Genomic DNA, 24,942 nt, shown 5'->3' on the forward strand with positions numbered 1-24,942 from the left:
TCAGGCGACCGTCAGGACGATCTTCCCGGTGGTGCGGCCCTGTTCGCCGATGGTGTGGGCCTTGGCCGCCTCGGCGAGCGGCAGCACCGTGTCGACCAGGGGCCTCAGCCGCCCGTCCTCCACCAGCGCCGCGATCTCGCGCAGACCGAGGTGGTCGGGCTCGACCAGGACCCAGCCCGCGGTCACTCCGGCCGGGACGGCGGGCACGTCGTCCGGGCCCGGCAGGGTGATCAGCCGACCGCCGACGCGGAGCACCTTCAGGGAGCGCTCGGCCGTCTCGCCGCCGAGACCGTCCAGGACGACGTCCACGTCGGAGACGGCCTCCTCGAAGCGGGCCGAGCGGTAGTCGACGACCTCGTCGGCGCCCAGCTCCCGGACCAGGTCGTGCTTGGCCGCGCTCGCCGTGCCGATGACGTACGCCCCGCGGGCCTTGGCGATCTGTACGGCGAAGTGCCCCACTCCCCCGGCCGCGGCGTGCACGAGCACCCGCTCCCCGGGTCGGACGTCCGCCGTGTCGACGAGGGCCTGCCAGGCGGTCAGGGCGGCGAGCGGCAGCGCCGCGGCCTCCACGTGGGTCAGGGAGGCGGGCTTCGGCGCGAGGTGGCGGGCCGGGGCCACCACGTACTCGGCGTAGGCGCCGGCCTGGCGCGGGAAGAGCGGCATCCCGAACACCTCGTCGCCGGGGCGGAAGATCCCCACGCCGGGGCCGACGGCCTCCACCGTGCCGGACACGTCCCAGCCGACGACGGGCACCTCGCTCCAGGAGATCAGGGCGCCGCTCGCGCGGGTCTTCCAGTCCACCGGGTTCACACCGGCGGCGTGCACCCGCACCAGGACCTCGTTCAGGCCCGGCTCGGGGCGCTCCACCTCGCGCTCGACCAGCTTCTCGGGTCCGCCCCACTGCTCCACGACCACCGCACGCATGCCGTCCGCCTCGTTTCCGTCTCTCGTCGGCAGCCGCCGGATCCCTTCCGGCGGCGACCGCTCCACGATCGGGCACGCCACCCCGTCGTGGTATTGGCCGCCGGGCCACTATGTGACAGGATCTGGCCATGAGCACTCCCTCGGAAACGGCCACCCCGCGGACCCCCCGGACCGACGTGCGGGACGAGCGGGCAGAGCGGAACGAGCGAGAAGGGTGGACCGAGGAAGAGCGGGGCGGGCGGGGCGGGCCGGCCGCCGGGCCGGCGCGGCTCCACCGCATCGCCGTGCTCGCCCTCCCCGGCGTGCCGCCCTTCGAGCTCGGCATCCCCTCCCGCGTCTTCGGCAGCGCGATGGACGCCGACGGGCGCCCGCTCTACGAGGTCACGGTCTGTACGGCCGACGGCGAGCCCGTGCCCAGCGACGCCGGTTTCTCGGTGCAGCCGGCGGCCGGGCCGGAGGCGCTCGCCGTGGCCGACACGGTGGTCCTGCCGCCCACGCACGCCATGCCCGAGCTGGGCCGGGGCGGCCCGCTGCCGCCCGAGGTCGCCGCCGCCATCGCCCGGATCCGGCCGGGCACCCGGCTCGTGTCGATCTGCTCCGGGTCGTACGTGCTCGCGGCGGCCGGGCTGCTCGACGGGCGGCCCGCCACCACGCACTGGCACCTGGCCCCGGAGTTCCGCCGCGCCTACCCGGCCGTCAAGGTCGACGAGGAGGTGCTCTTCGTCGACGACGGGGACGTGCTGACCTCGGCGGGCGTGGCCGCGGGCGTCGACCTGTGCCTGCACATGATCCGCCGCGACCACGGCGCCGCGGTCGCCAACCGTGCGGCCCGGATCTGCGTGGTCCCTCCCTGGCGGGACGGCGGGCAGGCCCAGTTCATCGACCGCCCCGTCCCGGAGCCCACCCTGGCCAGCACCACCGCCACCCGCGCCTGGGCCCTGGAACACCTGGCGGAGCCGCTGACCCTCGCCCGGCTCGCCGAGCAGGCCCGGATGAGCCTGCGGTCCTTCACCCGCCGGTTCCGCGACGAGGTCGGCATGACGCCCGGGCAGTGGCTCACCGCGCAGCGCCTGGAACTGGCCAAGCAGCTCCTGGAGACGACCGACCTGCCGGTCGACCTGGTGGCGCACCGGGCCGGACTCGGCTCCGGGAACTCGCTGCGCGCCCACATGAGGACCGCGTTCGGCATCTCGCCCGCCGCCTACCGCCGCGCCTTCGGCACGGGCGCACCGTCAGGGCAGGGGCGTGCCGCCCGTGGCGTTGACGATCTCTCCGGTGATGTAGCTCGCGCCTGACGAGGCCAGGAAGACGTAGGCGGGTGCCATCTCGGCCGGCTGCGCCGCCCGCCCCAGCGGCGCCTGCTTCCCGAACTCCGCCACCTCCGGCATGGTGGCGGGGATCAGCGGCGTCCACACGGGCCCGGGTGCGACCGCGTTGACCCGGATGCCCCGCTCGGCCACCATCTGGGCCAGGCCGTGCGTGAAGTTGACGATGGCCGCCTTGGTCATCGCGTAGTCGAGCAGGTGGGGACTGGGCTGATAGCCCTGGACCGAGGTGGTGTTGATGACGCAGCCGCCGCGGGGCATGTGGGCGAGCGCCGCGCGGGTCAGCCAGAACATGCCGTAGAGGTTCGTCTTCATCACCCGGTCGAACTGCTCCGTCGTGATGGCCTCGATGCCCTCGGGCTGCGCCATCTGGTAGGCGGCGTTGTTCACGAGGACGTCGATGCGGCCGAACGCGTCGACCGCCGTGCCGATCAGCGCCTCGCACTGCCGCTCGTCGCGGATGTCGCAGGCGACGGGCACGGCGGTGCGGCCCGCCTCGCGGATCAGCCGGGCCGTCTCCTCCGCGTCCTCGCGCTCCTCGGCCAGGTGGGTGAACGCCACGTCCGCGCCCTCGCGAGCGAACGCCAGGCAGACGGCCCTGCCGATCCCGGAGTCCCCGCCGGTCACCACCGCCGCGCGGTCCGTGAGCAGCCCGTGCCCGCGGTAGGACTCCTCCCCGTGGTCGGGGCGGGGCTCCATGTCCTCGGTGGTGCCGGGGTGGGGCTGGTGCTGCTCGGGTTGCGGCGGCTGGGGGTGGCGGGTCTGCGGGTCGGGGACGCGGGGTTCTGCGGGGGAGGGCATCCGGTGCTCCTTCGGGTGGTGGTCGTTGCCCGTCGGCGGGTCGGGCCTGGGTTTTGTCTCTCCGGTCCGAGCCGGTCCGGTCCGGTCCGGTCTGGTTTCCGGTATCCGAGCCGGTCCGGTCCGGTCTGGGGTCGACTACCCGAGGCCCGGTCGGACATCCACCCCTTTTCGCCTGTTTCGCCCGGCCGGGGGGCGCCGCGCGTACGTCTCGCCGATGCGGGTAGCCGCCCCGGCATGGCCGATCGGAATCCCCACCCTCATGAAGATCGCGCGCCCGAGGACCGCACGGCGCACGACCGGACGGCGGAATACCGCACGCCCGAGGACCGCACGGCGCACGGCCGCGGGGCGGAAGAGCCCGCGGGCGCGGGCGGCTCCGGTGACGGCGACCCGACCCGTACGCCACCGGATCCGGAGGACGTCGGCCCCGGCCCCGCGGTCGAGGAGCGCGCTCCCGACTCGCCGACCGGGCTGCCGCGACGCTCCTGGCTCGCGGTGCTCAAGGGCTCGCTGCGGGAGTTCACGGCCGACGAGCTGACGGACCGGGCCGCCGCCCTCACGTACTACGGCGTGCTGTCCCTCTTCCCCGGCCTGCTGGTGCTGGTCTCGTTGCTCGGTCTCAGCGGCCGGTCGACGACCGACAAGGTGCTGGACACCCTGCGGGATCTGGCCCCGGGACCGGCCCGTGACGTGCTCGGCCGCGCCGTGGAGAACCTCCAGGGCGGTACGGGCACGGGGGCCGTCATGGCGGTGGTCGGCCTGGTGCTCGCCCTGTGGTCGGCCTCCGCCTACATCGGGGCGTTCATGCGGGCCGCCAACCAGGTCTACGACGTGCCTGAGGGCCGCCCGGTCTGGAAGGTCCTGCCGATCCGCCTGGCCCTGACCGCGGCCCTCATGCTCATGGCGGCGGCGAGCGCCCTGATCGTCGTCCTGTCGGGTGACGTGGCGCGCCGCGCGGGCGATGTGCTGGGCGTCGGCGACACCGCGCTGACGGTGTGGTCGATCGCCAAGTGGCCGGTTCTGGTGGTGCTCGTGACGATAATGATCGCGCTTCTGTACTGGGCCAGTCCGAACGCCAAGGTCAAGGGCTGGCGGTGGATCACTCCGGGCAGCGCCCTCGCGCTGCTGATCTGGATGGTCGCCTCCGCCGGGTTCGCCCTCTACGTGGCGGAGTTCGCCTCGTACAACAAGACCTACGGCACGATGGCGGGCGTCATCGTCTTCCTGGTCTGGTTGTGGATCAGCAACCTGGCCGTGCTGCTCGGCCTGGAGTTCGACGCCGAGGCGCTGCGCCAGCGGGCGGTCGCCGGCGGCATGCCGCCGGACGAGGAGCCGTACGTCGAGCCGCGCGACACCCGCTCGTGGAGCGAGGAGGACCTGAGGACGATGCGCCCCGCGGAGGGTTCCGACCGCGGGCGGCCGAGGGAGGCGCGGGACGACCATGACCGGTGACGGTGCCGATCACGTTGACAAAGACGGTGGCAAGGGCGGCGAGGGCGCGTACGAGCGGGACCGGAGCTACCTCACGACGCGGATCACGGCGGACGGGCGGGACGGCTATCCCGTGGAGCCCGGGCGCTACCGGCTGATCATCGCCAGGGCCTGTCCGTGGGCGAACCGGGCCGCGATCGTCCGGCGGCTGATGGGCCTGGAGGACGCGCTGCCGATGGGCATCGCCGGGCCCCTGCACGACGAACGGAGCTGGGCCTTCCATCTGGATCCGGGCGGCCGGGACCCGGTGCTCGGCATCGAACGGCTGCGGGAGGCGTTCCTCCGCCGCGACCCCGACTACCCGCACGGCATCACCGTGCCCACGATCGTCGACGTGCCCACCGGCGAGGCGGTGACCAACGACTTCGAGCGGATCACGCTCGACCTCGGCAGCCAGTGGTCGGCCCACCAGCGGGCCGGCGCGCCGGACCTCTACCCCGAGCGATGGCGCGACGAGATCGACGACGTGGCCGACAAGGTGTACCGGGACGTCAACAACGGCGTCTACCAGTGCGGTTTCGCCCGGAGCCAGTCGGCGTACGACCAGGCCTACCGACGCCTGTGGGAGCGGCTCGACTGGCTGGAGGAGCGGCTCCGCGACCGGCGCTACCTGGTCGGCGACACCCTCACCGAGGCCGATGTGCGGCTCTTCCCCACGCTCGCGCGCTTCGACGCCGTCTACCACGGCCACTTCAAGTGCAACCGGCAGAAGCTGACCGAGCTCCCGGCCCTGTGGGCGTACGCACGGGACCTGTTCCAGACACCGGGATTCGGCGACACGATCGACTTCGCGCAGATCAAGGCGCATTACTACGTCGTCCACCACGACATCAACCCGACCGGGGTCGTGCCCCGCGGCCCGGACACCCGCAACTGGCTCTCGCCGCACGGCCGGGAATCGCTCGGCGGCCGCCCCTTCGGCGACGGCACGCCACCCGGCCCGCCTCCACCGCCCGAGCGCGTGCCGCCGCTCCAGGAGACCTGAGCCGCCACCTTCTCCCCCTCGGTGATCCTCGCGGCGCCGCCTCTTGTCGCGCGCGGCCGTGCCGACTCTTGTCGCGCGCGGTCTTGTCGCGCCGGGTCTTGTCAGTCGCCCGTGTCGCCCCTATCGTCGGCGCGCAGCGCAGAAAGCGCTTTCTATCTTCGGCGGGGCGCGCCTTGATTCGACGACGCATCGGGAGACGACCATGAGACGACCAGTGGCAGTTCGGCTCTCCGCGGGCCTGGCCACGATGGCCCTGGCGGCGGTGGCCGGCGTGGTGGTGGCGATGCCCCAGGCCTCGGCCTCGGCGGCGGCCACGACCGGGAGCGCCACCGGCTACGCGACCCAGAACGGCGGCACCACCGGCGGGGCGGGCGGCCGGACCGTACGGGCCGCCACCGGCACCGAGATCCACGCGGCCTTGTGCGGCCGGGCGAGCAGCAGCACCCCGATCGTCATCGAGGTCGAGGGGACGATCAACCACGCCAACACCGCGAAGGTGTCGGGCGGCAGCTGCAACACCGCCGACGGCGTGATCGAGCTCAAGCAGATCAGCAACGTCACGCTGGTGGGCGTCGGCGGCGGAGCAGTCTTCGACCAGCTCGGCATCCACATCCGCGAGGCCCGCAACATCATCATCCAGAACGTGACCGTCCGGAACGTCAAGAAGTCCGGCTCGCCGGTCTCCAACGGCGGCGACGCCATCGGCATGGAGAGCGGCGTCCGCAACGTCTGGGTCGACCACGTCACCCTGGAGGCGTCGGGCGGGGAGTCCGAGGGCTACGACGGTCTCTTCGACATGAAGGACAACACCCAGTACGTGACGCTGTCCTACAGCGTCCTGCGCAATTCGGGCCGCGGCGGCCTCGTCGGCTCCAGCGAGACCGAGCTCTCCAACGGCTTCATCACGTACCACCACAACCTGTACGAGAACATCGACTCCCGCGCGCCCTTGCTCCGCGGCGGCGTCGCGCACATGTACGACAACCACTACCTGAGGCTCAACGAGTCCGGCATCAACTCCCGCGCCGGAGCGCGCGCCAAGGTGGACAACAACTACTTCGAGGACTCCAAGGACGTCCTGGGCACCTTCTACACCGACGCGGCCGGTTACTGGCAGGTGAGCGGCAACACCTTCGACAACGTGACCTGGTCGGCCCCGGGCACCGATTACAACCCCGCCGGTCCGGACGTCCGGTCGACCACCACGGTGAGCATCCCGTACGGGTACTCCCTCGACCCGGCCTCGTGCGTGCCCGGCGTGGTGAGCCGGACGGCGGGCGCCGGCAAGGGACTGCTGGTGTCGGACGGCTCCTGCACGCCGCAGACGCCCGCGCCGACGGCGACCGCCACCACACCAGCCCCGACCCCGACGTCCCCGACACCGGTTCCGACCTCGACGGCGACCCCGCCCACCGGGACGAACCTGAGCATCGGCGCCGGCTCCGACGGCTCCAGCAAGGCCGACGGGACGAGTTACGGCAACGTCCGCGACGGCGACCTGGGCACCTACTGGTCGCCGGCCGGCTCGACCGGCTCGATCTCGATCAAGTGGGGCTCCCCCGTCTCCGTGGCGGCCCTCACCATCCGGGAGGCCGCCGGCTCGGCGGGCACCATCCGGACCTGGCGGGTCCGCAACGCCGACACCGGTGCCGTGCTGGCCTCCGGCACCGGCGCGGGCGCCGTCACCTTCCCGCGGACCTCCCTGAGCAAGGTCACCTTCGAGATCACCGGCTCGACCGGCACCCCGAAGGTCGCCGAGTTCGAGACGTACGCGGGCTGATCGGCCGCACCGACGCCGTGCGGGCCGGGCGTGTCCGGCCCGCACGGCCGGCTTTCCTCCCGTGTCATGACGCCGGTCCGGCGGGCACTCCCGTCGGGCCGGCGTCCCGCGCTGAGTACGGGCCCGGCCGGCGGGTGAGTAGCGGAGCTCAGGCCGACGTGGCCGCCGCGGCGGAGCATGAGGGCATCCCGTCGCCGACCCCGGGGAGCAGCACGTGCTCAGCCGTATCTCCAGAGCCCTGGTACCGACCGTGGGCCGACTCGCCGTGACCACGGACCCGCGTGTCGACCTCGCCCCCGGCAGCATCGTCGTCGCCAACCACACCTCGCTCGCCGATCCGGCGATCGTCCTCGCCGCGCTGCACCGCCTCGGCATCGAGCCGGTCGTCGCGGCGACGGCGGGCCTGTGGCGCATCCCCGGGCTCGGCACGGCGCTGGCCCGCGAGGGCCACATCCCGGTGCACCGCCGAAGCGACCGTGCCGCCGACGCCCTCGACCTCGCCGCTGCGGCGCTCGGCAGGGGACGGATCGTGCTGATCTACGCCGAGGGCGGCCTCCCGCGACGCAAGGACGCGGGCGAGGCGCCGCCGGAGGCCTTCCGGACCGGCATCGCCCGCCTCACCGACCGCACCGGAGCCCCCGTCGTCCCGATCGGTCAGGCGGGTGCGCGCCGGGTCGTCTCGGGCGGTACGGCCAAGCAGGTGGCCGGCCTCGCCACCGCACCGCTGCGGCGGCCCGGACTCCACGTCCACGTCGGCGCGCCGCTCGTGCTGAGCGGCGACGGCCCGGCGAGGACGGCCCAGGCCCACGCCGCGGTGACCACCGCGTGGCGCACCGCCGTGGATCGGCTGACGGCGAGGTCCGCCGTGTAGGGGCGAGACCGGCGAGGCGGCCCCTGGGGCCGGGCGGCCGGCGGATCGACTCCCGTCGCACGTCGGGCCCGGGCAGCGGGTGCTGCTGCCGGGGCCCGGGGGCGCTCGCCGCTTCGGCCTCACGCCTGGCACCGCCGACGACTCGTACGGCTCACGGCCGACGGCTCACGCGTCACGGCGTGCCGCTTGCCGCTTGCCGCTTGTCTCTTGTCTCTTGTCTCTTGTCGCTTGCGGCTCAGGGGCAGCCGGGGCCCGTGCTGGGGTTGGCGCAGATGTCGTTGCCCCGGCCGCCGTTGTTGGTGTTGGTTCCGGGTCCGCCGTCGAGGGTGTCGCGACCGCTCTCGCCGATGAGGGTGTCGTCGCCGGGGCCACCCGTCATGTGGTCGTTGCCGGGGCCGCCGTTGAGCGTGTCGGCGCCGAAGCCGCCGCAGACGAGGTCGTCGCCGGAGGCACCGGTCACGGTGTCGTTTCCGGCGAGGGCCATGATCACGTCGCGCTGCGGGGTGCCGGTGATCCGGTCGTCGCCGGGAGTGCCGGTGATCGTCGGCTGTTCGCCGAAGCACGTGGTCAGAGGCTGGACGGTGGTCGTCTCCGACGCGAGGTCGTTGGCCGGGACGGGGTCCGAGACGGCGCCGGCCACCCCGGCCGTGTCGGTCCAGTCGCCGCCGGCGGCGGCGAGCACCGTGACGGTGCGCGTGGCGTCGGTGCCGGCCGGCAGCGTACCGATCTCGCAGGTGACCACCTCCGGCGTGGATCCGGAGACGGTGCATCCGGCGGACGCGGAGGCGAACCGGACCCCGGCGGGCAGGGTGTCCTGCAGGACGACGCCCTCGGCGGTCTCCGGGCCGTGGTTGGTCGCCGTGAGGGTGTACGCGACGGTCTGCTCCTCCTGGGCGGGGTCGGACCCCGCGTCGGACTTGGTGACGCCGAGGTCGGTGTGGGCGAGGCGCACGCTGCCGATCCGGTCCGAGGCCTCGGCGAACCAGATGTCGCCGTCGGGGCCGGTCGTGATGCCCCAAGGGCTGCTCTCGGAGGACGGCAGGGGGAATTCGGCGATCACTCCGGCCGTGCTGATGCGTCCGATCTTTCCGCTGTTGCGCTCGGTGAACCACAGGCTGTCGTCCGGGCCGGCGGCGATGTCCTCGGGGGCGCTGATCTCGGTGGGCACGGCGTACTCGGTGATGACGCCGGCGGTGGTGATCCGGCCGATCCTGTTCCCGCCGAACTCGGTGAACCACAGGGCGCCGTCCGGGCCGGTGGCGATGCCGGTCGGCGCTCCCCCGTCCGGCAGCGGGTACTCGGTGATCTCGCCGCTCGTGGTGATCCGGCCGATCTTGTTGCCGGCGAGTTCGACGAACCACAGGTTGCCGTCGGGACCCGTCGTGATGTCGGTCGGCTGGGCGATCTCGGTCGGCACGGGGTGTTCGGTGATCTCGCCGCTCGTGGTGATCCGGCCGATCTTGTTGCCGTTCTCCTCCGTGAACCACAGCGCGCCGTCCGGACCGGCGGTGATGCCCGTGAGGTCGGCGAACGGGGTGGGCACGGGGAACTCGGTGACCGTGCCGTTCGTCTCGATCCTGCCGATCCTGGAATCGAAGTGCTGCATCGTGAACCAGAGGTTGCCGTCCGGCCCCGTGGTGATCTCGTGCGGGGTGCTGAACTCCCCGGGCAGCGGGAATTCGGTGATGGTCCCGTCCGTCGTGATCCGGCCGATGTTGTTGCCGCCGGCCTCGGTGAACCACAGGGCGCCGTCCGGCCCGCTGGTGATGCCGACCGGGGCGCCGGCGGAAGTGGGGACGGGGTATTCGTCGATGACGACGGCCGCGTGGGCCGCCGGGGCGACGGCGGTCAGGGGCACCGTCAGCAGGGCTCCGGTGAGGAGCGCCGCCGTCAGCCGGCGCGTCCGGCCGGGCTCGGGGCGCGGGAGCGGTGTCTCGGACGGCGCCCGGTGGGGGGTGGGTGGCACGGTGGCAGCACCTTTCGGTCATGGCTGCGGAACGTGCCCGTCATACCAAGGGCCTGACAGCCCTTCGGGGGCGGCACGGTCCGCGCCACGCGGGGAGTGGTGCCGCCTTCACCTGAGCGGCTCATCAGGTGCTGCGACTGAACCAACCGCTGAACGTCCGTGCCCCGGCGGCGGAATCGGCCTTCGCCAGGACCGTCTCGGCCGCCGCGCGCCAGGTCGCCGGGTCGGCCCGCCAGGTCGCCGCGTCCGCGCGGGGCGGTGGCACGAACGGGCCGCGCTCCGGCGCCTCGGCGGCCGCGCCGAAGAAGTCGCCGCCCTTGCGCTTGGCGTCGTCCGTGCCCCAGGACCGGTCGGCGCCTCGCGCGGGAACCTTCTGGAGGTGCGGGATGTGCTTGGCGCAGTGGATGTACGCCTCGTCGACGGCGATCTCGACCCAGACGAGGGCCCGCCGGCCGGGCACCGGGTCGACGGGGAGGTCGGCGTCGGGGTGGGCGCGGCGCATCTCGTCGTCGGGGAGGACCCTGGCCCGGCCGTTGACGTGGAGGCCGATGCGGTCGCGGAGGAAGTCGACCATCAGGATGCCGACGTGCGGGTTCTCCTCGATGTTGCCGAGGCTGGCGTGGACGCCGTTGCCCCGGTACTCGGGGTAGGCGAGGGTCCTGTCGTCCAGGACGTGGAGGAAGCCGGGCGGGCCGGCGCGGAAGGTGTTGTCGCAGTCTCCGTGGCGGTCGGCGGTGGCGAGGAAGAACATCTCCTGCCGCGCCGTGAACTCGCGCATGCGGGGGTTCAGCCGGTCGAGGACCTGTTCGGCGTAGAAGCGGTCGGCGCGTTCGGTGGTGCCCATGCGCCATTGGACGAGGTGTTCGCCGTCGCTGCCCGGGCGGGTGGTGCGCAGGGGCGTCGCCGTCGGCAGCTGCCCGGTCTGTGCGAAGGTGCTCGGGTCCTGCTGGAAAGTGCTCACGTGGTTGCCCCGACCAGTTCCTCTATGGAGTCGTGTCGTATGCGGTGGGTGGGGATGCCGACGCCCATCAGGGCCTCGACACCGCGGCGGATCATTCCGGGCGGGCCGGACAGATAGGCGTCGTGGGTGTGCCACGGGCCGTGTTCGCGGATGGCGTCGGGAAGTCCGCCGGTGGGCAGGCCGCCGGGGCCGTCGTCGACGACCGGTCGGACCGACAGCCAGGGATGTGACTGCCGGAGCCGGAGCATCGTCTCGATGTCGTACAGGCCGTGGTTCTGGCGGGCGCCGTAGAAGACGTCGACGGAGCGGCGCCGGCCGTGCCGGGCCACGTCCTCGACGAGGGCCTTGATGGGCGCGATGCCGGTGCCGCCGCCGAGGCACAGCAGCCCGTTGTCGCTGTTGTGGTCCACGGTCATGGAGCCGGCGGGAGGGCCGAGCCGGATGACGTCGCCCGGACGGGCGCGGTGCACGAGGGCGTTGGAGACCCAGCCCGCCGGAACGGCCTTGACGTGAAAGGACAGCAGTCCGTCGGAGCGGGGCGCGGAGGCGAAGGAGTAGTGCCGCCAGACGCGGGGCCACCAGGGGGTCTCCAGGGCTGTGTACTGCCCGGCGAGGAAGGGGTAGGGCTGGTCGGGCCGGACCGTGACGACCGCGATGTCCGGCGTCCGCATCTCATGGGCTACCACCTCGGCCTGCCACCAGGCGGGCGAACGGAGTTCGTCCTCGGTCGCCGCGTCGATCATGATCTGCGAGATGGTGGTGTACGCGGCCACCCACGCGGCTTCGGTCCTCGGCCCCCATACGGCGGGCGCGTAGCGGGTGAGGGCTCCGATCAGGGCTTCGCCGACGGCCGGGTAGTGCTCGGGGCGGGTGCCGTACTTCCGGTGACCGCGGCCGAGATGGGTCAGGTACGTGGTCAGGGTCGCGGCGTCGTCCGCGTGGGTCGCGGCGGTGAGCAGCGCCTTGAACAGGCGGTCGCGCTGGGTGTTCATCGCCGCGGGGAAGAGCTCCCGCAGCTCGGGGTGGCGGAGGAAGAGCAGGGCGTAGAAATACGAGGTGACCTGGTCGGCGATCGGCTCGATCTCGGCCATGGTGCGGCGCAGGAGCGCGGAGTCCGACGTGTCTGACGTGTCCGACGTGTCCGACGGTTCGGGCCTGGGGTGCGCCGGGGGTGCCTGCGCTGCCTGGGACGACTTGGGCGCGTCCGGGTCCGGCGCCTGCGACGGGTTCGGTGCGTGCGACGGGTTCGGCGCGAAGGAGTCCGGCGTACGGGAAGGGTCCTGCGCACGGGAAGGGTCAGGGCTCTGTGTGGGCCGGCGCGTGAACCAACCGCCGCCCTGGCTGTCGCCGCCGTACGACGGAGTGGTCGGAGCTTCCATCGGTGTGCCTCGCCTCGAATTGCCTCGCCTTCACGCCCACCTGTTCCAGGGCGGCCCGACCATACATCGGCCGTCTGAAGGGACGGGATACCCGTGCCCGCTCGTGAGTTCGGCGCGTTACCGCTGGTCAGAGAGGGTTACCGATGAGTTCGACAGGTGTCGATTCGTGTTCGATACTCGAAGGCCCAAGGAATCCACGACGGAATAGTCACGGCGTCACCCGAACTTCTTCACATCCCCCTGCGCACCGCCGGACGACTGGCGGTCCGCTCCCGCGGCGCGATGATGGAGAGGATGAGCGCGGCGGCCCTTCCCCCTGCCGGCCCGGACCCGGCGAACGGTGAGCTCGCCGTGGAACCCGGCGGGCTTCTCGATGTGCTCGGAGTGGCGGCGGTCGTCCTGGACGCGTCGGGGCGGATCGTCCTGTGGAGTCCGCAGGCGGAGACGATCTTCGGCTACCCGGCGGAGGAGGCACTGGGCCGCCCGGCGGCGCGGCTCCTGGTCGAGGAGCGGCACCGGGACCGGGTGCTGGCCCTGTTCGAGCAGGTCATGTCGGGCGGCGGCCCGTGGGCCGGTGTCTTCCCGGTGCGTCACAAGGACGGCCGAACGATCCCGGTCGAGTTCCGCAACACCCGTCTGCTCGACTCCCTGGGGCGCCGCTACGCGCTCGGACTCGCCACGGACGGGGCCACGGTCAGACGGGTGGAGCAGGACCTCGCCCTGTCCTCCCGTCTGGTCGCCCATTCCCCGATCGGCCTGGCGGTGCTGGACCTGGACCTGCGGTTCGTGCTCGTGAACCCCGCGCTGGAGCGGATCGACGGCCGGAGCGCCGACGCCCATCTGGGCCGCACGTTCCGTCAGGCGGTCCCGACGCCGGACGCCGACGTGGTGGAGTCGGCGATCCGCGAGGTGCTGGAGACAGGGGCGCCCCTGCTGTCCCGGAGCGTGCGGGGCCCCCTGCGACCCGGCGGGAGACAGCAGATCTGGTCGATGTCGCTGTACCGCCTGGAGACCTCGGCGCAGCGGGTGGTCGGGGTCGCCGCCTCGGTCGTGGACATCACCGACCAGCACCACGCCGCCCGCGCGGCCGCGCGGGCCAGACGCCGCCTCGCGGTGATCGCGGACGCCTCCGAGCGGGTCGGCACCACCCTGGACCTGGATCTGACCGCGCATGAGCTGGCGGACCTGGTGGTGCCGGAGTTCGCCGACATCGCGGCGGTGGACGTCCTGGAGGACATCCTGACCGGTCCGCATCCCGGCGGGACGCGCGCCTCGGGTCCGGCGGTGTTCCGGGCGCTCGCGGTCAAAGCCGCCTATCCCACTCCGGCGCAGGAGGCGGCCGACCCGGTCGGCGAACCGGCCCGCTACGGCGCCGAACGCCTGGTCACCCAGTGCGCCCGCACCGGCCGTCCGGTCCTCGTCGAGCGCGTCACCGACGACGACCTGGCCCGCATCGCCCGGGCCGACTCCGCCGCGCGGCTGCTGCGGCAGGCGGGCGTGCACTCCTACCTGGCCGTGCCGCTGCGCGCCCGGGGCGTGGTCCTCGGCGTGCTCGACCTCAAGCGGGCCCGCAACTCCCTGCCGTTCGACCGGGACGACGTCCTGCTCGCCGGGGAGCTGGCGGCCCGTGCCGCGGTCGCGATCGACAACGCCCGCTGGTACCGGCACCAGAGCCAGGCCGCCCTGGCCCTGCAGCGCCATCTGCTGCCGCACGGACCGGCCCGGCTGAACGGACTCGACGCGGCCTACCGCTATCAGCCGGCGTCCGCGGCGGTCGAGGTCGGCGGGGACTGGTTCGACGCGATCCCGCTGCCCGGCGGCGAGACGGCCCTCGTCGTCGGTGACGTGATGGGCAGCGGAATCAACGCGGCCGCCACCATGGGGCAGGTGCGCACCGCGGCCCGTACGCTCGCCGCCCTCGGCCTGTCGCCGGCCGTGGTCCTCACCCACCTGGACCGTACGGTCGCGGGTCTGGACGAGGCGATGGCCACCTGCGTGTACGCGGTCTACGACCCCCGGCGGAGGGTCTGCCGCATCGCCAACGCGGGCCATCCCCCACCCGTCCACGTCCCGGCCGACCGGGCGCCCCGGCTGCTCGACCTGCCCACCGGAGCACCCCTGGGTGTCGGCGGTGTCCCCTTCGAGACCGTGGAGATCCCGTTCGAGGCGGGTGACGAGCTGGTGCTCTACACCGACGGCCTGGTGGAGACCCGCGACCAGGACATCGACGTCCGGCTCGCGGCCCTCACCGACCTGCTGGCCCTGTCGTCCTCGCTCCCGCTGGAGCAGACCTGCGATCTGCTCCTGGGCGCGCTGCGCGGCCCGGACGACCACGACGACGTGGCGCTGCTGATCGCCCGCGCCCACGCGTTGTCCGAGGCCGAGGCCGAGGCCGAGGACGAGGACGGCGGCGAGGACGAGGACGGCGGCGAGGACGACGACCAGAAGCCTGTCCGAGCGGACGACCGTGCGGAAGAGCGCGAGGAGGGGGGACCGTGAGCGACACGCCCTTCCCCGGTGACGGCTTCCCGCCCTTCCCCGAGGGCACGGCCGGGGTCCTGCTCGACGGGCGCGGCCGGGTCAGCGGCTGGACGCCGGAGGCCGGTGCGCTCCTCGGCCGGTCGGCCGCCGAGGTCGTGGGCCGGCCGGCACGCGCCCTCCTGGCGGATCCGGCGGCCTGGCCGGCGTTGCTGGAGGCGTACGGGCGGGGGGCCAGGGGCGGCGAGACGGTGCTGCGCTCGGGCCGGGGCGAGGACGTGCCCGTCGTCTTCCGCGTCTTCGCCCTCGACGGCGACGGCGACGCGGGGAGCGGTGGACACCGGGCGGCGGACTCGATGGCGGGCGCGGGGAACGGCGGGGCGGGGTGTCTCGTCCTGGCCACCGCGGCGTCCCTGGCGGCCCGCTGGCACGAGGACCGCGCGTTCATCACGGAGCTCTTCCTCCAGGACCGGGTGGGGCTCGCGGTGTTCGACCCCGCGCTGCGGCTGCTGCGGACCAACACGCATCTGCTGCCGTACACGGGGGTGCCGTCCGATCTGAGCGGCCGCCGGCTGGGCGACTTCCTGTGGCCCGGGGACGCGGCCGCGGTGGAGGAGAAACTGCGCCACGTCCTGCGGACGGGGCGGCCGCTGATCCGGGCCGAGGAGCTGTTGCGCACCGTCGAGGATCCCGCCGGCGGGGTGGTCATCGCGATCACGGCGTTCCGGTTGCAGGCTCCCGACGGACAGGTCCTGGGCGTCACGGCCCTCTTCACCGACGAGACGGAGCTGCGCCGTTCGAGCGAGCGGCTGGCACTGCTGCACCACGCCACGGCGCGGGTCGGCGGTTCGCTCTCGGTCCGGGACACGGGCGGGGAACTGGCCGCCGCGCTGGTGCCCGGCCTCGGCGACCTCGCCGTCGTGGAGATCGCGGACGCGGTGTCCCTGGGCGAGGAGCCGGTGCCCGACCGGGAGGGGCGGCTCGCGCTCCGCCGTACGGCCGTGGCGGGTCGGCCCGCGAGCGACGTCGCGGGCGAGGGCGGCCGCGGGGCGGGTGCGGGTGTCGACGACGGCGCCGTGCCCGCGGCCGGACCGGCGGCCGGTTCCCACAGCGGTACGGACACCGGCAGTGGTGCCGGGCGGCCCTATGTCGGTGGCTACCCGGTGACCATGGCGGCTCAGCTCTGCGCCCGGGGCATCGTGCTCGGCCGGGTGTCCGTCGGCCGCCACGCCGACCGCGGCCCGTACGAGAAGGCGGACCGGGACCTGCTGCGCGAGATCGCCGACCGTGCGGCGCTCGCCCTGGACAACGCCCGCCGCTTCACCCGCGAGCGGCGCGCGGCCGTCGGTCTCCAGCGCAGCATGCTGCCGCCCACACAGACCGAGACCGCCGCGGCGACCACCGCCGGCGTGTACCTTCCCGCCGACACGACGACCGGCGTCGGCGGCGACTGGTTCGACGTGATTCCGCTGTCGTCGGGGCGGGTGGCCCTCGTGGTGGGAGACGTCGTCGGCCACGGCCTCGCGGCCACCGCCACCATGGGCAGGCTGCGCACGGCCGTCCGTACCCTCGCGGACCTCGACCTCGAACCGGACGAGCTGCTCACCCATCTCGACGACCTGGTCTCCCAGTTGCTCGCCGAACCCGAGGAGACCGACCGGGAGGACCGTGAGGACCGCGCGGACGACGGGCGGGACGGGCCTCGGGGGAAGGACGAGGAGGAGGACCGCGAGTGGGGTGCCCGCCATGTCTCCTCCCCCACCGGCGCGACCTGCGCCTACGCGGTCTACGACCCGGTGTCCCTGCGCTGTGTGGTGGCGTCCGCGGGCCATCCGCCGCCCGCCGTCGCGGACCCGGAGGGCCGGGTGGCGTACCTTCCGGTCGATCCGGGACCTCCGTTGGGCGTCGGCGGTCTGCCGTTCGAGGCGACGGAGGTCGACCTGGCGCCGGGCAGCGTGCTCGCCCTGTTCACCGACGGACTGATCGAGGGGCCGGACGGCGACCTGGACAAGGGCATGGCCGACCTCGCCGCCCGTCTGGCCCGCCCCGGCGCCCTCACCCGGCCGCTGCGCGAAATCGCCCGTGAGATCGTCGCGGGCCGCCCCGCGGACGGCCTCGCCGACGACGTGACGCTGCTGCTCGCCCGTACCCGGGCCGTACCGGCCGAGGACGCGGCGATCTGGACGATCGACGCCGATCCGGCGGCGGTCGGCACCGTACGGGAGGCGGCCACGGCCCGGCTGCGCGCGTGGGGGCTGGAGGAGCTCGTGTTCACCACCGAGCTGGTGCTGAGCGAACTGGTCACCAACGCGGTCCGGTACGCCGGAGGGCCGATCGAGGTGCGGCTGATCCGCGCGGGCCGGCTGATCTGCGAGGTGTCCGACCCCAGTGCCGCCCACCCCCGGATGCGCCGGGCGCGGCTGACCGACGAGGGCGGCCGCGGTCTCTATCTGGTGGCCCAGCTCACCACCCGCTGGGGCAGCCGCTACAGCCGCAGCGGCAAGACCATCTGGGCGGAGCAGGAGTTCCCGCCGACGGGCGAATGACGCGCCCGGCGCCTGGGGCGCGTCCTTTGATCGGTTGATCGGTTGATCGGTAGGTCGGTTGGCCGGACGTGGCCGTCCGGTCGCCCGTCACAAGGTCTGCGTTTGACGACGGCCCGGCACGGGGCTGCACTGGATTCATGGACGCTGCGGCGACTCCGCCTTAAGGAGAGCAGCGATGACGACCATGGAAAGCTTCCAGCTTCTGCAGCCGTACAAGATCGCCGAGGAGACGTTCGTCATCCCCTGGGCCCTCGAGGCCCCACCGGTCGGCCACTTCCCGATGAATTCGATGGTGATCCGGGGAGCCGAACCGGTCATCGTGGACACCGGGGCGCCCGCTGTGCGCTCACAGTGGCTGGAAGCGGCCTGGTCCGTCGTGGATCCCCTGGACGTACGGTGGATCTTCCTCACTCACGACGACCGCGACCACGCCGGCAACCTCCTGGCGGTCCTCGCGGAATGCCCGAACGCGACCCTGCTGACGACCTGGTTCTCCATCGGCCGCATGGCTGAGGAGTGGGAGACCCCCATCAACCGGTGCCGCTTCATGACCGACGGCGACACGATCGACTTGGGCGACCGCACCTTGGTCGCCAAGCGACCGCCCCTGTACGACAACCCCACGACCCGCGCCCTCTTCGACTCGAAGACCGACGTCCTGTGGGCCGTCGACACCTTCGCCACGAACGTGCCGACGCCCGTGCCCGAAACGGCAGCTCTGTCGCCCGACGAATTCCGCGACGGCCAGTTCTTCGGCGGAAGGCTGGTCTCCCCCTGGGTCGCCCTGCTGGACGCCCAGAAGTTCGGAGCGGTCGTCACCGCCTTCCAACAGCTGAACGCCGAGGTCATCGCCGGCTGCCACTGCCCGGTCCTGCGCGGCCACCAGATCCCCGAGGCCTACGACCTTCTCCGCCGGCTCCCCGACATCCCACCGTGGACCGAGTTCACCCAGTCCGACCTGGACCAGTGGATGGCGATCGCCGAGAGCTCGGTTCCGCCGGAGCAGCCGCGGCCGTCGGCGACGTGAGCGGCGCCGCCGCGCGGACGAGACCGAGGAGTCGTCCCGAGATGCGTAAATCTCGCGATGGGGTGAACTGGTGTAGGAGTAAGCGCACCGGGCACGAGAGGCGATCATGGGCGACGACAGCGAAGTCACCGTGGGAGTGCTGGGCTCCTACGGGGGACGGAACGTGGGCGACGAGGCGATCCTCACCGCCATGCTGGACCGCTTGCGGGCGGCACGACCGGATGTCCGTGTCGTGGTGTTCTCCCGCAACCCCGAATACAGCCGCAGCATCCGGCCGGACGTCGAGGTGGTCGGCTGGGAGGGTCTGACGAGAGAACGGACCTCCGAGCACCTGAGGCGGCTCGACGTGCTCGTGCTCGGCGGCGGCGGCATCCTCTACAACACCGAGGCACGCCGTTATCTGCGACTGGTGCGCACCGCCCAGGGCTACGGCGTTCCCGTCTTCACCTACGCGGTGGGCGCGGGCCCGCTGACCGACGAGGTGGACTGCAACTGGGTCCGCACCACGCTCACCGACGCGGCCGAGGTGACGGTCCGCGACGAGGAGTCGAAGGTGGTCCTCGAAGAGGCCGGCCTGGAGCGCCCCATCACGGTGACCGCCGACCCGGCGCTGCTGCTGCGGCCCGGTGACGGCGGGCAGGAGCTGCTGCGGGCCGAGGCCGTGCCGAGCGGTGTGCGGCTGGTCGGAATGAGCGTGCGGGAGCCGGGCCGTGCGGCCGAGCACCTCGACGAGGAGGGCTATCACCAACTCCTCGCCCATGTGGGTGACTTCCTGGTGAACCGGCTGAACGCCCATGTCGTCTTCGTGCCGATGGAGCGCGACGACATCCGGCACGCGCACGCCGTGGCCTCGCACATGGCCGACGCGGGAGCGTGCACGGTCCTGCGGGGCGCCTCGCGTCCGCAGCAGGTGCTCGACATCGTCAAGGAGCTGGATCTGGCCATCGGCATGCGGCTGCACTTCCTGATCTTCGCGGCGCTGTCCGGTGTCCCGTTGCTGCCGCTGCCGTACGCGGGCAAGGTCTTCGACTTCGCCCAGCAGATCGGCGCGCCCGCCCTGCGGGGTGTGGTGCGGGAGAACGTCGGTCTGCTGCTTGCCGAGGTGGACCGTCTGTGGGACGAGCGGCCGGCTCGTCTGGCCGAGACGGCCGCCCGGACCGCGGACATGCGGCTGCGGGCGGACGTGACGGCCCAACGCTTCCTGGCTTACCTGGACCGCATCGCTCCGCCGCCGCTGCTCTCCGATCCGTCGCCACCGCCCCTGGCCCCCGTCGGCTGACGCCGCCCCGGCCGTCCCGGCCCGCGGTCCCGCCCCCGCACCCGTCCCCGTTCCCGGCCCGTCCTGGCTCCCTGGAGATCATGTGACGTACCTGAACCCGCCCCGCGTTCCCCGGAACGTGGAGCTTCCGCCACGCCAGGCCCTGCACGCGGGCTCCACGCAGGTGCTGGTCATCGGCGGCGGGCCCGCCGGGATCGGTGCGGCCCTCGGCGCCGCGAACGCGGGCGCCCAGGTCATCCTGGTGGAGCGCTACGGCTTCCTCGGCGGCAACGCCACCGCCGCGCTCGTCATGCCGCTGATGAGTTTCCACAACGAGGTCAAGCAGGCCGTCGCCGGGGACGCGGCCCGGCTGCTGCCGCCCGACCACGGCGAGGGCGAGCCGGTCGTCGGAGGCGTGCTGTGGGTGCTCCTCGAACAGCTGGTGCGGGCGGGGGCGGCGATCCGGCCCTCGGTAGAGACCGGCTACACGGTGCCCTTCGACGCGGAGCTGTTCAAGCTGGTCGTGTACGACCTGCTGGAGAAGCACGAGGTGCGCACGCTGCTGCACGCCTTCGCCTCCGGTGTCGTCCCGCTGCCGGACCGCGCCCGGGCCGTGTTCGAGACCAAGTCGGGTCCGCTGGTCATCGACGCCGACGTGATCGTGGACTGCACCGGTGACGGCGACATCGCCGCGGCGGCCGGGGCCTCGTACGACATCGGGCGTCCCGAGGACGGCTGGACGCAGCCCATGACGCTGATGTTCCGCATGGTCCGCTTCGACCAGGAGGAGTTCGCGAACTATGCCCGGTCCCATCCGGACCAGTGGAAGGGCGTGCACGGGCTGTGGGACCTGGTCCGCGCGGCCACCGACGCCGGCGAGCTGGACCTGCCCCGGGAGGACATGCTCTTCTTCGCCACCCCGAACGCCGGCGAGGTCGCGGTCAACTCCACCCGGGTCACCGAGGTGCTGGGCACCAGTGTCTGGGACCTGACCCGGGCGGAGTTCGCCGCCCACCGCCAGATGGAGCAGATCGCCCGCTTCCTGCGCGGGCGGGTGCCGGGCTTCGGCCAGTCGTACGTGGTGCAGAGCGGGGTCCAGGTGGGGGTCCGCGAGACGCGGCGGATCCTGGGCGAGTACGAGCTCACCGGGGAGGACGTGCTCACGGCGCGCACGTTCGACGACGCCATCGCCCGCGGCGCCTATCCCGTGGACATCCACAATCCGAGCGGCCGCGGCACCACGCTGCGACGGCTCCCGCGCGGCGCGTCGTACGACATCCCACTGCGCTGCCTGATCCCGAGGGGCGTGGACCGGGTCCTGGTCGCCGGCCGCTGCATCTCGGGGGACCACGTGGCCCACTCCTCGTACCGCGTCATGCCCATCTCGATGGCGACGGGTCAGGCGGCCGGCGTCTGCGCCGCCCTCGCCTCCGCCCGGGGCCGGCTGCCCCGCGAGGTCTCAGTCGAGGCGGTCCAGCGGGAGCTCCGCGCGCAGGGCGCCAGCCTGCGGTAGCCGGGGCCGGGGCAGGTGGCTCCCGGATCCCGGCCCCGGATCGCGGCCCGGATCCGCGGCCCTGGGTCTCGGGCTGCCGGGTCCCGGGTCCCCGGTCCCGGTCCCGGTCAGAGCGGGTCCAGCTCGCCCAGGCCCAGGGTGCGCAGGGTGTGGTTCGCCATCCGGAGATGGCCGACCGCGTTGGGGTGCGCCGGGTCGTCGAGCCACGGGATCGGGTCGTCCGTCCCGAAGTGCTCCAGCCAGTGGGCCTCGTGGTCGACCAGCAGCGCTCCGGTGTCCTTCGCGATCTCCCGTACCGCCCGGCAGTAGTCGGGCAGCGCGGCACGGCGCTCCCGGCCCGAGGCGCTGACCAGGACGGGCGTGTGCAGGACGACCTGCGTGCGCGGGCCGGCCGCCGCGACGATCCGGCGCATCGCGTCGTGGAACTCGGGCAGTCCTTCCGGTCCTTCGAGGCAGTCGTTGGTGCCGAGCGAGACGGACAGCACATCGGGTTCGAACCGGCCGATCAGCCGCTCGTGCGCCGCGAGCACGTCGACCGCCCGCCACGCGGAGACACCGCTGTTGACCACGATGTCGGTGAGCCGTTCCAGCTGCCACCGGACCCGTTCGTGCAGGTGCTCCACCCAGCTTCGGGCGCCGTGGGTGTGCAGCACGCCCTGGGTGATGCTGTCCCCGGTCGCCACCCAGGTCATGGGGCCGTCCGACAGCCTGATCATGGTGTTTCCCTTCCGCGGCCGGTCGCCGCGCGTCCCTGATGAGCGCGCCGCCGGGGCCGGTGGGCCATGCTGCCCGTTCAAGATCGTGAACGCAACGGCGCCCGAGCGCCCGTCGCCGGTGGCGAGACGTGACGCCACATGGCGCCATCATGACTTGCTCTGGCGCCATAGTGGTGCCACTATGGCGACATGAGCGAGGTCGCCTGCGGGCCGATCCGAGCTCGCAAGGGCTCCGACTTCGCGAGACGAAACCGGAGTTAGCTGAAGCAGTACCGCCTGACGCCATGGCGTCAGGCATGGCTCCACATGGCACCGAATGGCGCCACCTCGCCACCTTCTCCCTCGCCTCTTCCACGGAGGACACCGTGCAGCACGAACCGTCGCCCCACGCCGACGCCACCGAGCCGGTCACGCTTCCCACGCAGCGCGCCGCCGGCTGCCCCTTTGACCCGCCCACCGGTCTGGCGGAGATCCGCGAGCAGCGGCCACTGGCCCGGATGACGTACCCCGACGGGCATGCGGGCTGGCTGGCCACCGGCCACTCCACGATCCGCGCGATCCTCGGGGATCCGCGCTTCAGCTCGCGCTACGAGCTCTTGCACCACCCCTTTCCCGGCGGCCCGGAGGGCCCGATCCCGCCGGCTCCCGTCGGGGACATGACCGGGATGGACGCACCCGAGCACACCCGGTTCCGGCGGCTCCTCGCGGGCCGGTTCACCGTCCGCCGGATGCGGCGACTGGCAGCGCGCGCCGAGGAGATCACCGCCGAGCACCTGGACGCGATGGAGCGCGGCGGGCCGGGCGTCGACCTGGTGGAGGCGTTCGCCCGGCCCCTTCCCGCGCTGATGATCTGCGAGCTGCTCGGGGTGCCGTACGCCGACCGCGAGCGCTTCCAGCACCACGCGCACACGCTCATGGCGATGGAGGTGACGCCCGAGGAGCGGTACGCCGCCTTCGTCGGCCTCCAGGACTACATGGCCGAACTGGTCGCGGCCAAGCGACTCGCGGCCAAGCGCGCCACGAGTGCCGCGAGTGGCACGAGTGGCACGAGTGGAGCCGGTGCGGCCGGTGCCGCGGTGACCGCGGGCGCCGAGCACTCCGACGACCTGCTGGGCGATCTGGCCCGGGACTCCGACCTCACCGACGAGGAACTGGAAGGCGTCGGTGGCTTCCTGCTCGCCGCGGGGCTCGACACCACCGCCAACATGATCGCCCACGGTACGTTCGCGCTGCTCGCCAACCCGGCCCAGGCCGAGGCGCTGCGCACCGATCCGGACCTCGCCCCGCAGGCCGTCGAGGAACTGATGCGCTATCTGACCGTCGCGCACACCGGTGTGAAGTCCGCGCTGGAGGACGTCGAGATGGACGGGCGGCTGATCCGGGCGGGCGAGAGCGTCACCCTCTCCTTCGAGGCGGCCAACCGGGACCCGGAGCGGTTCCCCGACCCCGACGTCCTCGACCTGCACCGCAAGGCCACCGGCCATCTGGGCTTCGGGCACGGCATCCACCAGTGCCTCGGACAGCAACTGGCCCGTGTGGAGCTGACGGTGGCACTGCCCGCGCTGCTCAGGCGGTTCCCCACGCTGCGGCTGGCCGTGCCCGCGGAGGAGGTGCCGCTGCGGACGGACATGAACATCTACGGGGTGCACCGGCTTCCGGTGACCTGGGACACGGACGAGGACGAGGGCTGAGCGGCGATGGACGTCCATGTCGACCGCCACCGCTGCCTCGGTGCCGGAATGTGCGCCCTCACCGCGCCCGCCGTCTTCGACCAGGACGAGGACGAGGGACTCGTCGTCCTCCTCGACCCCAGCCCGGCCGAGGACCGGCGTCCGGCGGTCCGCGTCGCCGCCGGGGTCTGCCCGGCCGCCGCCATCTCCCTCATCGAGCAGGGCTCCTCCTCCGCGTCACCCGAGGGCGGCGCGGAGGGCAGGGTCGTCAGGGGGTCGTCCGTACGGGAAAGCTGAAGGAGCGCCCCTGCTCCTTCAGCCAGGGCAGCACCTGGCGCAGGGCGGCGACGGTCTGCCGACGGTCGCCGCCGCCGTCGTGGAAGAGGATCGTCGGCCCGTTGGACAGCTCGGACTTGACCGTGTGGACGATGGCGGCCGTTCCCGGCCGGTCGAAGTCCTTCGTGTCCACGTTCCAGCCGAGCGGCCGCATCCCCGCCGCGGCGGCGATCCGCCGGCTGTCCGGGGTGAACGCTCCGCCGGGCGCCCGGTAGTACTCGACCTTCGCTCCCCCGGCGGCGGCCTCGATCATCTTCTTCCCCTCGAGGATCTGCTGCTTCTGGTAGGCGACGGACTTCTTGTCCATGGCGGTGTCGTGGGTGACGGTGTGGTCGCAGAGCCGGTGGCCGTCCGCGACCACCCGCCTGACGAGGTCGGGGTGCCTCTCGGCCTGCGGGCCGACCATGCAGAAGACGGCCTTGACGTCGTGCTCCTTGAGGATGTCGAGCACCTTGGGGGTCCACCGGGGGTCGGGGCCGTCGTCGATGGTGATGTTCACGGCGTTCCCGCCCTTCTCGGCGGCGTGCGCGATGCTCTCGGGCACCTTCACCTCGGGCACCCGCGTCGGTTCCTCGGCACGTTCCACGGGGGCGTGCTCCGTGCGCTTCACCGTGTTCCCGGCGGCGGCCCCGGTGTCCATCAGCACCGCGGCGCCCCAGACCGCGACGCCGAGTCCGACCGCCGAAGCCGCCACGGCTATGTGCGCGGTGTACTTGCCCTTCAGCCCCATGGATGCCACTCCCCGCAGGTTCTCGACCGTCTCTCCACCGGAGGACGGGAAACACCCCGGGAAGGTTTCACTCGATCGGCCCCTTGACGTGTCGTCATCTGCGCGTGCGCGTCATGACGCCCTTCGCCGGCCGGGCTTGGGGCCCGGCCGGCGAAGGGGACGGTGGACGGTGCGCGTAGCGGTCG

General features: G+C 72.9%; 19 protein-coding genes. 12 read left to right on the forward strand and 7 right to left on the reverse strand.

Going from position 1 to position 24,942, the window contains the following annotated elements; genetic code table 11:
• Nucleotides 1-924 carry an NADP-dependent oxidoreductase gene (locus ACFY7C_RS02235; RefSeq protein WP_389642398.1) on the reverse strand — a complete coding sequence of 308 codons (924 nt, stop codon included), beginning with the start codon at nucleotides 922-924 and terminating at the stop codon, nucleotides 1-3.
• A 128-nt stretch (nucleotides 925-1,052) separates the two neighbouring features.
• Here ACFY7C_RS02235 and ACFY7C_RS02240 point away from each other — a divergent pair, with 128 nt between their 5' ends.
• Nucleotides 1,053-2,219: a GlxA family transcriptional regulator gene (locus ACFY7C_RS02240; RefSeq protein ID WP_389642401.1), complete on the forward strand. Its 1,167-nt coding sequence runs from the start codon at nucleotides 1,053-1,055 to the stop codon at nucleotides 2,217-2,219.
• Here the strand turns inward: ACFY7C_RS02240 and ACFY7C_RS02245 are convergent.
• Nucleotides 2,157-3,050 carry an SDR family oxidoreductase gene (locus ACFY7C_RS02245; RefSeq protein ID WP_389642404.1) on the reverse strand — a complete coding sequence of 298 codons (894 nt, stop codon included), beginning with the start codon at nucleotides 3,048-3,050 and terminating at the stop codon, nucleotides 2,157-2,159. The genes ACFY7C_RS02240 and ACFY7C_RS02245 overlap by 63 nt on opposite strands.
• A gap of 234 nt (nucleotides 3,051-3,284) precedes the next feature.
• On the opposite strand from ACFY7C_RS02245, the gene ACFY7C_RS02250 reads away from it, so the two are divergent.
• The 4 genes from ACFY7C_RS02250 to ACFY7C_RS02265 all read left to right on the forward strand — a co-directional run bounded on the left by ACFY7C_RS02250 (nucleotide 3,285) and on the right by ACFY7C_RS02265 (nucleotide 8,177).
• The gene (locus ACFY7C_RS02250) at nucleotides 3,285-4,502 is read left to right on the forward strand and encodes a YihY/virulence factor BrkB family protein (protein ID WP_389642406.1); all 1,218 of its coding nucleotides are present in this window, start codon (nucleotides 3,285-3,287) and stop codon (nucleotides 4,500-4,502) included.
• Entirely contained in the window at nucleotides 4,492-5,526 is a 1,035-nt protein-coding gene (locus tag ACFY7C_RS02255; protein ID WP_389642408.1) for a glutathione S-transferase family protein, read from the forward strand. Before ACFY7C_RS02250 ends, ACFY7C_RS02255 begins: the two co-directional genes overlap by 11 nt.
• Nucleotides 5,527-5,728: 202 nt before the next feature.
• The gene (locus ACFY7C_RS02260; RefSeq protein WP_389642411.1) at nucleotides 5,729-7,306 is read left to right on the forward strand and encodes a polysaccharide lyase family 1 protein; all 1,578 of its coding nucleotides are present in this window, start codon (nucleotides 5,729-5,731) and stop codon (nucleotides 7,304-7,306) included.
• A 214-nt stretch (nucleotides 7,307-7,520) separates the two neighbouring features.
• On the forward strand, nucleotides 7,521-8,177 hold the full coding sequence (locus ACFY7C_RS02265) for a lysophospholipid acyltransferase family protein (RefSeq protein WP_389642414.1): 657 nt from the start codon (nucleotides 7,521-7,523) through the stop codon (nucleotides 8,175-8,177).
• 235 nt (nucleotides 8,178-8,412) lie between these two features.
• On the opposite strand, the gene ACFY7C_RS02270 is transcribed toward ACFY7C_RS02265, so the two are convergent.
• From ACFY7C_RS02270 to ACFY7C_RS02280, 3 genes are all read right to left on the reverse strand, one after another.
• Nucleotides 8,413-10,143, reverse strand: a complete 1,731-nt coding sequence (locus ACFY7C_RS02270) for a hypothetical protein (protein ID WP_389642417.1) — start codon at nucleotides 10,141-10,143, stop codon at nucleotides 8,413-8,415.
• 124 nt (nucleotides 10,144-10,267) lie between these two features.
• Nucleotides 10,268-11,104 carry a pyridoxamine 5'-phosphate oxidase family protein gene (locus ACFY7C_RS02275; protein ID WP_389642420.1) on the reverse strand — a complete coding sequence of 279 codons (837 nt, stop codon included), beginning with the start codon at nucleotides 11,102-11,104 and terminating at the stop codon, nucleotides 10,268-10,270.
• Nucleotides 11,101-12,483, reverse strand: coding sequence for a globin domain-containing protein (locus ACFY7C_RS02280; RefSeq protein WP_389642423.1), 1,383 nt, complete (start codon nucleotides 12,481-12,483; stop codon nucleotides 11,101-11,103). Before ACFY7C_RS02280 ends, ACFY7C_RS02275 begins: the two co-directional genes overlap by 4 nt.
• A 294-nt stretch (nucleotides 12,484-12,777) precedes the next feature.
• Between ACFY7C_RS02280 and ACFY7C_RS02285 the strand changes: the two genes are divergently transcribed.
• From ACFY7C_RS02285 to ACFY7C_RS02305, 5 genes are all read left to right on the forward strand, one after another.
• On the forward strand, nucleotides 12,778-14,982 hold the full coding sequence (locus ACFY7C_RS02285) for a SpoIIE family protein phosphatase (RefSeq protein ID WP_389642425.1): 2,205 nt from the start codon (nucleotides 12,778-12,780) through the stop codon (nucleotides 14,980-14,982).
• Complete coding sequence (locus tag ACFY7C_RS02290) at nucleotides 14,979-17,507, forward strand: SpoIIE family protein phosphatase (RefSeq protein WP_389642428.1); 2,529 nt, start codon at nucleotides 14,979-14,981, stop codon at nucleotides 17,505-17,507. The genes ACFY7C_RS02285 and ACFY7C_RS02290 overlap by 4 nt, the downstream gene beginning before the upstream one ends.
• A 175-nt stretch (nucleotides 17,508-17,682) precedes the next feature.
• Entirely contained in the window at nucleotides 17,683-18,534 is an 852-nt protein-coding gene (locus tag ACFY7C_RS02295; RefSeq protein WP_389642430.1) for an MBL fold metallo-hydrolase, read from the forward strand.
• 106 nt (nucleotides 18,535-18,640) lie between these two features.
• The gene (locus tag ACFY7C_RS02300; protein ID WP_389642433.1) at nucleotides 18,641-19,813 is read left to right on the forward strand and encodes a polysaccharide pyruvyl transferase family protein; all 1,173 of its coding nucleotides are present in this window, start codon (nucleotides 18,641-18,643) and stop codon (nucleotides 19,811-19,813) included.
• Between the two features lie 82 nt (nucleotides 19,814-19,895).
• Nucleotides 19,896-21,305: an FAD-dependent oxidoreductase gene (locus ACFY7C_RS02305; RefSeq protein ID WP_389642436.1), complete on the forward strand. Its 1,410-nt coding sequence runs from the start codon at nucleotides 19,896-19,898 to the stop codon at nucleotides 21,303-21,305.
• Between the two features lie 107 nt (nucleotides 21,306-21,412).
• On the opposite strand, the gene ACFY7C_RS02310 is transcribed toward ACFY7C_RS02305, so the two are convergent.
• Nucleotides 21,413-22,021, reverse strand: a complete 609-nt coding sequence (locus ACFY7C_RS02310; protein WP_389642439.1) for an SGNH/GDSL hydrolase family protein — start codon at nucleotides 22,019-22,021, stop codon at nucleotides 21,413-21,415.
• Between the two features lie 365 nt (nucleotides 22,022-22,386).
• On the opposite strand from ACFY7C_RS02310, the gene ACFY7C_RS02315 reads away from it, so the two are divergent.
• Together ACFY7C_RS02315 and ACFY7C_RS02320 are read left to right on the forward strand one after the other, a co-directional pair.
• On the forward strand, nucleotides 22,387-23,712 hold the full coding sequence (locus tag ACFY7C_RS02315; protein ID WP_389645887.1) for a cytochrome P450: 1,326 nt from the start codon (nucleotides 22,387-22,389) through the stop codon (nucleotides 23,710-23,712).
• Between the two features lie 6 nt (nucleotides 23,713-23,718).
• Nucleotides 23,719-23,988 (forward strand): ferredoxin, encoded by a 270-nt coding sequence (locus tag ACFY7C_RS02320; RefSeq protein ID WP_389642442.1) that lies wholly within the window; start codon nucleotides 23,719-23,721, stop codon nucleotides 23,986-23,988.
• On the opposite strand, the gene ACFY7C_RS02325 is transcribed toward ACFY7C_RS02320, so the two are convergent.
• The gene (locus ACFY7C_RS02325; protein WP_389642444.1) at nucleotides 23,960-24,757 is read right to left on the reverse strand and encodes a polysaccharide deacetylase family protein; all 798 of its coding nucleotides are present in this window, start codon (nucleotides 24,755-24,757) and stop codon (nucleotides 23,960-23,962) included. The genes ACFY7C_RS02320 and ACFY7C_RS02325 overlap by 29 nt on opposite strands.
• Nucleotides 24,758-24,942: the final 185 nt, after the last annotated feature.

The organism is Streptomyces sp. NPDC012769, from assembly GCF_042901205.1.
Taxonomy (GTDB): domain Bacteria; phylum Actinomycetota; class Actinomycetes; order Streptomycetales; family Streptomycetaceae; genus Streptomyces.

Excerpts from the sequence above, each read along its gene's own strand:
- ACFY7C_RS02235 (WP_389642398.1), bottom strand. The coding sequence starts at position 924 with ATGCGTGCGGTGGTCGTGGAGCAGTGGGGCGGACCCGAGAAGCTGGTC.
- ACFY7C_RS02240 (WP_389642401.1), top strand. The coding sequence starts at position 1,053 with ATGAGCACTCCCTCGGAAACGGCCACCCCGCGGACCCCCCGGACCGAC.
- ACFY7C_RS02245 (WP_389642404.1), bottom strand. The coding sequence starts at position 3,050 with ATGCCCTCCCCCGCAGAACCCCGCGTCCCCGACCCGCAGACCCGCCAC.
- ACFY7C_RS02250 (WP_389642406.1), top strand. The coding sequence starts at position 3,285 with ATGGCCGATCGGAATCCCCACCCTCATGAAGATCGCGCGCCCGAGGAC.
- ACFY7C_RS02255 (WP_389642408.1), top strand. The coding sequence starts at position 4,492 with ATGACCGGTGACGGTGCCGATCACGTTGACAAAGACGGTGGCAAGGGC.
- ACFY7C_RS02260 (WP_389642411.1), top strand. The coding sequence starts at position 5,729 with ATGAGACGACCAGTGGCAGTTCGGCTCTCCGCGGGCCTGGCCACGATG.
- ACFY7C_RS02280 (WP_389642423.1), bottom strand. The coding sequence starts at position 12,483 with ATGGAAGCTCCGACCACTCCGTCGTACGGCGGCGACAGCCAGGGCGGC.
- ACFY7C_RS02285 (WP_389642425.1), top strand. The coding sequence starts at position 12,778 with ATGAGCGCGGCGGCCCTTCCCCCTGCCGGCCCGGACCCGGCGAACGGT.
- ACFY7C_RS02295 (WP_389642430.1), top strand. The coding sequence starts at position 17,683 with ATGACGACCATGGAAAGCTTCCAGCTTCTGCAGCCGTACAAGATCGCC.
- ACFY7C_RS02300 (WP_389642433.1), top strand. The coding sequence starts at position 18,641 with ATGGGCGACGACAGCGAAGTCACCGTGGGAGTGCTGGGCTCCTACGGG.
- ACFY7C_RS02310 (WP_389642439.1), bottom strand. The coding sequence starts at position 22,021 with ATGATCAGGCTGTCGGACGGCCCCATGACCTGGGTGGCGACCGGGGAC.
- ACFY7C_RS02320 (WP_389642442.1), top strand. The coding sequence starts at position 23,719 with ATGGACGTCCATGTCGACCGCCACCGCTGCCTCGGTGCCGGAATGTGC.
- ACFY7C_RS02325 (WP_389642444.1), bottom strand. The coding sequence starts at position 24,757 with ATGGGGCTGAAGGGCAAGTACACCGCGCACATAGCCGTGGCGGCTTCG.